This is a genomic window from Nocardia sp. NPDC004722 (assembly GCF_053601505.1).
The window spans coordinates 1-7,438 of the sequence record NZ_JBSGBY010000424.1; the positions used below are offsets into that span (position 1 = coordinate 1).

General features: G+C 67.0%; 7 protein-coding genes and 1 pseudogene. 4 read left to right on the forward strand and 4 right to left on the reverse strand.

Features of this window, described 5'->3' with window-relative positions:
- Positions 1-105: 105 nt before the first annotated feature.
- Entirely contained in the window at positions 106-831 is a 726-nt protein-coding gene (locus ACWELQ_RS31900) for a lysophospholipid acyltransferase family protein (RefSeq protein ID WP_452400743.1), read from the forward strand.
- Between the two features lie 104 nt (positions 832-935).
- Here the strand turns inward: ACWELQ_RS31900 and ACWELQ_RS31905 are convergent, their stop codons facing one another.
- Positions 936-1,433 carry a polyadenylate-specific 3'-exoribonuclease AS gene (locus ACWELQ_RS31905; protein WP_452400744.1) on the reverse strand — a complete coding sequence of 166 codons (498 nt, stop codon included), beginning with the start codon at positions 1,431-1,433 and terminating at the stop codon, positions 936-938.
- Between the two features lie 397 nt (positions 1,434-1,830).
- Here ACWELQ_RS31905 and ACWELQ_RS31910 point away from each other — a divergent pair, with 397 nt between their 5' ends.
- The gene (locus ACWELQ_RS31910; protein WP_452400745.1) at positions 1,831-2,022 is read left to right on the forward strand and encodes an HNH endonuclease; all 192 of its coding nucleotides are present in this window, start codon (positions 1,831-1,833) and stop codon (positions 2,020-2,022) included.
- Positions 2,023-2,205: 183 nt separating this feature from the next.
- The gene (locus ACWELQ_RS31915; protein ID WP_452400746.1) at positions 2,206-3,594 is read left to right on the forward strand and encodes a class II 3-deoxy-7-phosphoheptulonate synthase; all 1,389 of its coding nucleotides are present in this window, start codon (positions 2,206-2,208) and stop codon (positions 3,592-3,594) included.
- A gap of 69 nt (positions 3,595-3,663) precedes the next feature.
- On the opposite strand, the gene pknB is transcribed toward ACWELQ_RS31915, so the two are convergent.
- Positions 3,664-5,661, reverse strand: coding sequence for a Stk1 family PASTA domain-containing Ser/Thr kinase (gene pknB / locus ACWELQ_RS31920; protein WP_452400749.1), 1,998 nt, complete (start codon positions 5,659-5,661; stop codon positions 3,664-3,666).
- Between the two features lie 107 nt (positions 5,662-5,768).
- Here pknB and ACWELQ_RS31925 point away from each other — a divergent pair, with 107 nt between their 5' ends.
- Complete coding sequence (locus ACWELQ_RS31925) at positions 5,769-6,137, forward strand: Rv2175c family DNA-binding protein (RefSeq protein WP_452400747.1); 369 nt, start codon at positions 5,769-5,771, stop codon at positions 6,135-6,137.
- 28 nt (positions 6,138-6,165) lie between these two features.
- Here the strand turns inward: ACWELQ_RS31925 and ACWELQ_RS31930 are convergent, their stop codons facing one another.
- Both ACWELQ_RS31930 and ACWELQ_RS31935 read right to left on the reverse strand, forming a co-directional pair.
- Complete coding sequence (locus ACWELQ_RS31930) at positions 6,166-7,101, reverse strand: phytoene/squalene synthase family protein (RefSeq protein ID WP_452400748.1); 936 nt, start codon at positions 7,099-7,101, stop codon at positions 6,166-6,168.
- Positions 7,098-7,438, reverse strand: a pseudogene (locus tag ACWELQ_RS31935) (alpha-(1->6)-mannopyranosyltransferase A); the annotation flags it as partial. The gene ACWELQ_RS31930 and the pseudogene ACWELQ_RS31935, both read right to left, overlap by 4 nt.

Consider the following 7,438-nt stretch of genomic DNA (forward strand, 5'->3'; position numbering starts at 1 on the left):
CACCACCGGTTGGTTACCGTATGGACTCGGCGGTAGGGTAGGCAAGCAGTGGTGGTGCCCGCAATGAGGCCGGTCCCGGGTATCGAAAACAGGGGAAAGGACGCAATGTTCTACTGGCTGCTGAAGTTCGTCTTGGTGGGGCCGCTGATGCACCTCATCAACCGACCCAAGGTCGAGGGCGTCGAGAACATTCCCCCGACGGGTGCGGCCATCCTGGCCGGCAACCATCTGTCGTTCACCGACTGGCTGTTCACCCCGCTGATGAGCCCCCGCCGGATCACCTATCTGGCCAAGGCCGAGTACTTCACCACCCCGGGTCTCAAGGGCCGCCTGCAGAAGTTCTTCTTCTCCGGCACCGGCCAGTACCCGATCGACCGCTCCGGTGCGGACGCGGCCGAATCCGCTCTCAACACCGCGCGCAAGCTGCTCGGTGAGGGCCGCCTGGTCGGGCTCTACCCGGAAGGCACCCGCTCCCCGGACGGCCGCCTCTACAAGGGCAAGACCGGTGTGGCACGCCTCGCCCTGGAGACCGGTGTGCCGGTGATCCCGGTCGCCCTGATCGGCACCGACGAGGTGTGCCCGCCCGGACCGTTCCGCTGGCGCCCCCGCAAGGTCACCGTGAAATTCGGTGCGCCCATCGACTTCTCGCGCTACGAGGGCATGGGCGGCAACCGCTTCGTCGAACGCGCCGTCACCGACGAGATCATGTACGAGCTCATGCGGATGGGCGACCAGGAATACGTCGACGTCTACGCCGCCTCCCTCAAGAAGGGCGTCCCCTCCGGCAGCCGCCCCGACGCGGACCGCGTCCCCCAGACGATGGCGGGCTGAGCCCGACCTCGCACCACACCGGAAGGCCCCGGGAGACCAAGTCTCCCGGGGCCTTCCGTATGAGGGCAGTCGGCTCCGGTCGGGCCGTGCGCCGCAGGTTCGCGCTAGATCGCCCGGATCCGGCGGTGCGCTTCGATGGCCTCGAACTTGGCCAGGTTGTGCCGAGCGTCGGCAAGCGCGTCGTGCGCGTCCTTCGGCACCGGCGGCAACGGCGGCCGACCGTGCTGATCCCAATGCTGGCGCAGCTCATTGGTATAGCGCGGCAGCGCGTTGGGCAGATCGACCATGGAACCCCACAGCTGGCACAGCGCCACATGATCGTACGCGCCGACCCACGCCCACAGCTCAGGCTCGACCCCGGGCCGCGGCACGAGGAACTTGTAGAGGTCCTCCCGAATGCGTTCGCGCGACCGCCACAGCGGCGAAGTCGTGGGCGGGAGTTTGGGCAGCACATTCCGTCGTACGAAAGGACCCGCTTTTTCGGCGTTGAATTCGTTCGAGATCGCATAGAATTCGCGACCATCCTCGCAGACCACCGCAATGGACACCAGGTCTATTACGACCCCATCCTCAATGAATTCGGAATCGTAAAAATATCTCAAGCGGCAGTCCTTTCATGTAATCTGGAGATCGGTGTGAATTAATTGATCGTTGGGGTGTGTAGATGAAATCTCTTTGTGTTGTTTCCGATTGCTCTCGACCGGTGAGTGAGCGCTACACGCGTGGGATGTGTGGTTGGCATTATCTCAAGGATCTCCAGGAGGCGTACCCGCGATGCTCGGTTCCCGGGTGTGAGCGCCGGCCATCCTCAGGCGTGGTGTGTGTCGTCCACATCAGACACAGATTCGCCGGTGGGGTTCGGTCGAGGCCGCGCCGGGGCGAGGTGCGCCGGGTCGACGCCGCAAAAGTACACATGACGGTCGGAGTCGTATTACTTCGTTCGGTTATCGGCTGTTGCGACTTCCGGAGGGCGGTTGGAAACTGGAACATCGCTTGATCATGGAGAAGATGCTCGGGCGAAAACTCTATCCGGGCGAGAATGTGCACCACATCAATGGTGACAAGCTTGATAATCGTCCTGAGAACCTGGAATTGTGGATCACCCGTCAGCCGCACGGACAACGAGTTGCGGACATGCTCGATTGGGCCCGCGAAATTATTGCCCGATACGACCCGGACAGCGTGTGTTGACGAGTGGTGCGCCTGCGTCGGTTCCGGCGGCAAGCGCCGGAACCGCTCCCGCGCGTCGACGCGTTTCAATGACCACCTCGTCTCCGTCTGTACGCATCGAACAGTACGGGTCAAGTGTGGGGTGAGAGGAACCCAGCCCTGGGTGCGCTACGCCGGTCCAAGACCGATCCGTATTCTGAACTCGTGAACTGGACCGTCGACGTACCGATCGATCGCTTGCCGGAACTTCCTCCGCTGCCCGCCGAGCTCCGTCGGCGTCTCGACGACGCGCTGGCCCGTCCGGCCCTGCAGCAGCCGTCCTGGGATCCCGAGCAGGCCGCCAAGATGCGTACCGTGCTCGAGAGCGTGCCGCCCATCTGCGTGCCCGCCGAGGTCGAGGAGCTGCGGCTACGCCTGGCCGAGGTGGCCCGTGGGGAAGCCTTCCTGATGCAGGGGGGCGACTGCGCGGAGACCTTCGCCGACAACACCGAGCCGCATATTCGCGGCAATATCCGCACGCTGCTGCAGATGGCCGTCGTGCTGACCTATGGCGCGAGCCTGCCGGTGGTGAAGGTGGCCCGGATCGCGGGCCAGTACGCCAAACCCCGTTCCGCCGACACCGATTCGCTGGGCCTCAAGTCCTACCGCGGTGACATGGTGAACTCGCTGGTCGCCGAAGCCGGTCTGCGCGAGCACGATCCGTCGCGGCTGGTGCGCGCCTACGCGAACGCGTCGGCGGCCATGAACCTGGTGCGGGCGCTCACCTCGGCCGGTATGGCCGATCTGCACAAGGTGCACGACTGGAACCGCGAGTTCGTGGCGCAGTCCCCGGCCGGTGCCCGCTACGAGCAAATGGCGACCGAGATCGATCGCGCGCTGGCGTTCATGAAGGCCTGCCGCGTCAACGATCCGAACCTGTCGACGGCCCGCCTCTACGCCAGCCACGAGGCGCTGGTGCTGGACTACGAGCGGGCCATGCTGCGCCTGAGCGAGCACCCGGTCACCGGTGAGCCGGTCCTCTACGACCTCTCGGCGCACTTCCTGTGGATCGGCGAGCGCACCCGTCAGCTCGATGGCGCGCACGTCGCGCTGGCCGAGCTGATCGCCAACCCGATCGGCCTCAAGATCGGCCCGACCACCACGCCCGAGCAGGCCGTGGAGTACGTCGAGCGCCTGGATCCCAACAACGAGCCCGGCCGCCTGACCCTGGTCGCGCGCATGGGCAACGGCAAGGTCCGCGACGTGCTGCCCCCCATCATCGAGAAGGTGCAGGCCACCGGCCACCAGGTGATCTGGCAGTGCGACCCCATGCACGGCAACACCCACGAGGCCACCACCGGCTACAAGACCCGCCACTTCGACCGCATCGTCGACGAGGTGCAGGGCTTCTTCGAGGTGCACCACGCGCTGGGCACCCACCCGGGCGGCCTGCACATCGAGCTCACCGGTGAGAACGTCACCGAGTGCCTCGGTGGCGCGCAGGACATCTCGGACCTCAATCTCGAGGAGCGCTACGAGACGGCCTGCGACCCGCGCCTGAACACGCAGCAGTCCCTCGAACTGGCGTTCCTGGTCGCGGAGATGCTGCGCTAGGAATCCGAGAGACGCCAAGAGCCCGGATCGCGAAAGCGGTCCGGGCTCTTGCGTTTCCGAGTATCGGCGCTACGGCAGTGCTACGAGGGTAATGGTGGAGCCGGGTTCGACGACGTCGCCGGGTGCGGTGCTCTGCGAGACGATGATCGAGCTGTCGTTGCCGGCCAGCTGGCGGACGGTGATGGACAGTCCGAGGGCCTGGAGTTTGGTGCGGGCGGTGGAGACGTTGGCGCCCAGCACGTTCGGCATCTCGACCGCGTTGTTGATGACCAGGACCACGCCGCTGCCGGATTCGGCGGTGCTGCCGGTGGCGGGATCGGTCGCGATCACCGAACCGGCCTTGATCTTGGCGTCGAACTGTTCCCGGGTGGAGCTGACTGTCAGCCCGGCCTTCTGCAAGGCCGTTCTGGCCTCGTCCTCGGTCTTGCCGCGGACGTCGGGCACTTTGACCGGCTGGGATCCCTTGCTGCGGTAGACCTTCACCTGCGCGTTGGCGGGGAGAACGGTGCCGGGGCCCGGATCCACCTTGGCGACGGTGCCTTTCGCGGCCGTGCTGCCGATCTCACCGCCGTCCACGGGAGTCAGCCCGGCGTCTCTGATGGCCTTGTTCACCGACGCGACGTCTTGTCCCGCTTGCACATCCGGCACCTTGGGCTTGCCACTTGAGACCAGGATCGCGACCGTGGAACCCTTGGTGATCCGGGTTCCCGCCGCCGGATCGGTGCCGACCACATTGCCGACCGGGACGGTATCGGAGGCCTTGTTGCGGGTGTCGGTCTTGAAGCCCGCCGACTGCAGGGTGGCGATCGCCTTGTCGGTGTTCATGCCCGCGATGGACGGCACCGCCGAATATCTCCCGACCCCCAGCCACCAGCCGCCGATGCCCAGCAGCAGCGCCAGCGCGACCACCACGCCCAGCCAGATGATGACCTTGCGGCGCGACTTGCCGCGATCCTCGATGAGATCCGGCGGATAGCCCTGATGGTTGGGCGGTCTGGGCGACGGCGGCGCGTATTCGGTCGGATACTCCGGCGGCATCTCGCGCGCGGCCGTCATGACTCTGGTGTGCTGGGCCTGCGGCTGTACGTACTCGGTCGGCGGGTCCACGGCCATGCGCGTGGTCGGGTCCGCCGCGCCCGGAATGGGGCGTGCTGCGGGCTGCGGCGCGGGCGCCTGCGCGACCCGGTACTTGGCGCTGAGATGCTCGGCCGATTCGGTGGGCGCGGGCACCCGGTACTCGGGTAGCTGGAGTTCGCGCGCGATGCGCCGCAGATCGGCCGCCATCTCGGTGGCGTTGGCGTAGCGGTGCATGGGTTCGCGGGCGGTGGCGTGCGCGACGAGTTCGTCGATCTCCGGCGGGATGCCGGTGATGAACCGGCTAGGGCTCGGCACATCCTTCTCGACCCGCTGCAAGGCGATCGACAGCGAGTTGTCGCCGGTGAACGGGGTTCGGCCGGTGAGCATTTCGAAGATGAGCACACCCGCGGAGTACACGTCGCTGCGGGCGTCGGCGGTGCCGCTGGTGACCTGTTCGGGGGACAGGTAGGCGGCGGTGCCGAGGATCACGCTGTCGGAGGTGATCTTGGCCTCGGCGACGGCGCGCACCAGTCCGAAGTCGGCGATCTTCACGTCGCCGGTGTCGGAGATGAGCACGTTCTCGGGTTTGATGTCGCGGTGCACCAGCCCGGCCGCGTGCGCCACGCCGATGGCGGCCAGCACGGGCTCGGCGACGGCGCGCACCGCGTGCGGCGGCATGGGTCCGCGTTCGCGCAGCAACTCGCGCAGGGTGCCGCCCTCGACGAGTTCCATGATCAGGAACGGGTGGTCGCCGTCGACGCCCTGGTCGTACACCGCGACCAGCGACGGATGCTTGAGCTTGGCCACCGCCCGCGCCTCGAGTTCGAAGCGGGTGAGGAATTGCGGGTCGGACGCGAACTTCGGATCCATCACTTTGATGGCAACCGGTCGGTCCAATCTGGTGTCCACCCCCCGGAACACCATCGACATACCGCCACGCGCGATCGGCGCGTCGATGCGGTAGCGCCCTTCCAGCATCTGGCCGATCAACTGCAACCCTTCCGATTTTCCGAATGCCGCCCCGCGCGGCTCACCCGATGGTAGTCGCGCCGGGGTGTGATGCGACGGTGGCGACGCGACAGACTACCGTGGTCCGCGTGAGTGCCCTTCCTTGCAGCGAAGACGTCCTGCCGGATTCGGTGACCCTGATCCCGCTGCCCGACGTGGCCGAGCAGTTGGGCATGGTGGTCACGCGAGTGCATCAGATGCTGCGCGACCATCAGATAATCGCCGTCCGCCGCGACGGCGTTGCCGGAATCCCCAAGGAGTTCTTCGACTCCGACGGTGCCGTCGCCAAACACGTGACCGGTCTGATCACGGTCATGCGTGACGGCAAATACACCGATGAGGAAATCCTCGAGTGGATCTACACCGAGGACGACTCCCTGCCCGGCCGCCCCATCGACGCCCTCCACGGACCGCTGGCCCGTGAGGTGATCCGCCGAGCCGCGGCCGACCCGTTCTGATACCTCGATAGCGCGAAGGTCGTCGCGGTCAGTTCCGAAGGGGACCGGCCGCGACGAATTCCCGTGCCGCGACCGTTAAACGACGATGCTGCGGCACCACCGCGCGGCGGCTGAAGACCGCGTAATCCGCGCGTTCGATCTCATCGAGAATTCCGCTGTACAGCGTGGCGGCCGTGCGAATGGCCGGACGCACCCGGGGTGTGAGCAGATCGATACCCGGAACCGCCCGGCGATAAATACCGCGATTGATCGCGATCAAATGCGCGAGCGCGCGCCGCACTCGCGGATCCGTACGGCCCGAGTCCCGGCATTCGAACAGCAGCTCGGCATCCACGCCGAAGGCGGCCAATTCGTCAGCGGGCAGATACACCCGCCCACGGTCGAGATCCTCACGGACATCACGCAGGAAATTGGTGAGCTGGAACGCTTCTCCCAGTGCTGCGGCGGCCGGTTCGGCCTCGGCGACCGTTCCCACGGTCCCGAGCACGGGCAGCAGCTGCAATCCGATGGCGGCCGCCGAGCCGCGCATGTACTCGCGCAGGCTCGCCATGCTCGGGTAGCGGTCGCGGTACTGCGGCCCGCCTGGGATATCCATGCGCATGGAGTCGAGGAACACCCAGAAGTGTTCGGCGGCAATCGAATACCGCCGGATGGTGTCCGACACCGCCAGCAGGACGCGGTCCTCGGGCCCGTCGGATTCCGCGAGAGGCGCGTCGACCAGCCGCGCCCGCAGTTCGTGCTCGATCGAATCCAGCCGGGCCGCGGACTCTTCCGCCCGCCCGGGCGCGTCGGCGGCGTCCACGATGTCGTCGACCAGCCGCGCGAACGCGTACAGCGCGTGCACGGCCGGTCTTCGTTCCGGTTCCAGCAGCCGGGTGGCCAGGAAATAGGTGCGCCCGTGGGCGGCGGCGATGCGCCGGCAGTCCCGGTAGGCGCGGTCGAGCGGCACGGCGGGCTCGGTCACGCCGCGCCGGGCGCGGCCGCGCCGCCGAGCGGGGTCGCGGGTGTGTGCTGATCGGTATGCGGGTGTGCCGCACGCAGTTTCAGCGGATCCACGGTGCACAGCGACACCGCGGCGACGACCGCCGCGAAGGTGGCCAGCGCGACGTGCACCCAGTTGTAGAGCCCGATCGACCCGTCCGGCTGGAAGACCAGCATCAGCCAGGTGCACAGCCCGACCAGGATCTGCAGGGTCCGGGTGGGCAGCGCGAATCCGGCGGCCAGCGCCAGCGGCCACGAGTAGTACCAGGGCAGCGCGGCCGGGGACAGGATCACGATCGCCACGAACGCGACGAGGATGC

What these genes read in the sequence shown, in the direction of transcription:
- ACWELQ_RS31910 (WP_452400745.1), top strand. Translation starts at nt 1,831, where the DNA reads ATGGAGAAGATGCTCGGGCGAAAACTCTATCCGGGCGAGAATGTGCAC.
- ACWELQ_RS31900 (WP_452400743.1), top strand. Translation starts at nt 106, where the DNA reads ATGTTCTACTGGCTGCTGAAGTTCGTCTTGGTGGGGCCGCTGATGCAC.